This window comes from Shewanella sp. N2AIL, from assembly GCF_022690845.1.
Classification (GTDB): domain Bacteria; phylum Pseudomonadota; class Gammaproteobacteria; order Enterobacterales; family Shewanellaceae; genus Shewanella; species Shewanella baltica.
Map to the genome: position 1 here is coordinate 1 of NZ_JALBYT010000077.1, position 884 is coordinate 884.

The window sequence follows — 884 nt, forward strand, 5'->3', positions numbered from 1 at the left end:
TAGGGCCTGTTGATCTTTGCTGTTCATAATTTAGCCAACCCACATTGGCAGCCATATAAGGCAGCAAGCCAAGGCCAGTGTACTTGCATAATTCCGGGCTAATTTATCATACCTTGTTGCTACTGAGCGGTAATGTTTTAGCCTGGCAAACACGTTCTCAACCAGATGGCGATATTTGTACAGACACCAGTCAATATCGCAATTACCAATCTTCGAATTACGCTTGCGCGGTATGTTAGGGACGCCCTTTTTTTCTCGGATCTGCTCTCGTATCTTCTCGCTATCATAGCCCCGGTCAGCGATAACGTGTTCGGCATCAGGCAGTTGTTTTAGTAATTCTATGGCTGCTTTACTGTCATGAACCTCACCGCCTGTCACAATAAAATCTATTGGCAAGCCGCAACTATCCACTGCCATATGGATTTTCGTCGTGTTACCACCACGACTTTTCCCAATCGCTTCTTTATCTTCTGAGCGAGCACCTGTCGCATGCTGATGCGCTTTGACGATGCTGCCGTCTATAAATTCCCACTCTAAATCAGCCAATTGCCTTAACTCTGCGAATAGCTGCATTAGAATGCCTTTTTTAGACCACAGGTTAAAACGCCGGTAGATGGCGCTCCAATCTCCAAAAGCTTCTGGCACATCGCGCCAAGGGCAACCGACCCGCATCCGATACAAAATGCCTTCGAAAGTATTTCTGTGTTCCGGCTTGTCATATACGCGGCCCGTTTTAAGCATCAATCTGATTAGCTTTGACCAGTACTCGTCTGTTAACATTGTTCTTGGCATGATGGGTTGTCATGGTTAGTTTTTGGCGAAAGTAATTATACCAGCCCATCATGCTGTCTAATAATCCATCACGAAAGATCAACAAGCCCTAG

General features: G+C 45.8%; 1 protein-coding gene. It reads right to left on the reverse strand.

What is annotated here, in order from left to right; all coding sequences use genetic code 11:
• Positions 1-30: 30 nt before the first annotated feature.
• Positions 31-792: an IS5-like element ISSpu10 family transposase gene (locus MO387_RS20760; RefSeq protein ID WP_242326510.1), complete on the reverse strand. Its 762-nt coding sequence runs from the start codon at positions 790-792 to the stop codon at positions 31-33.
• Positions 793-884 lie beyond the last annotated feature (92 nt).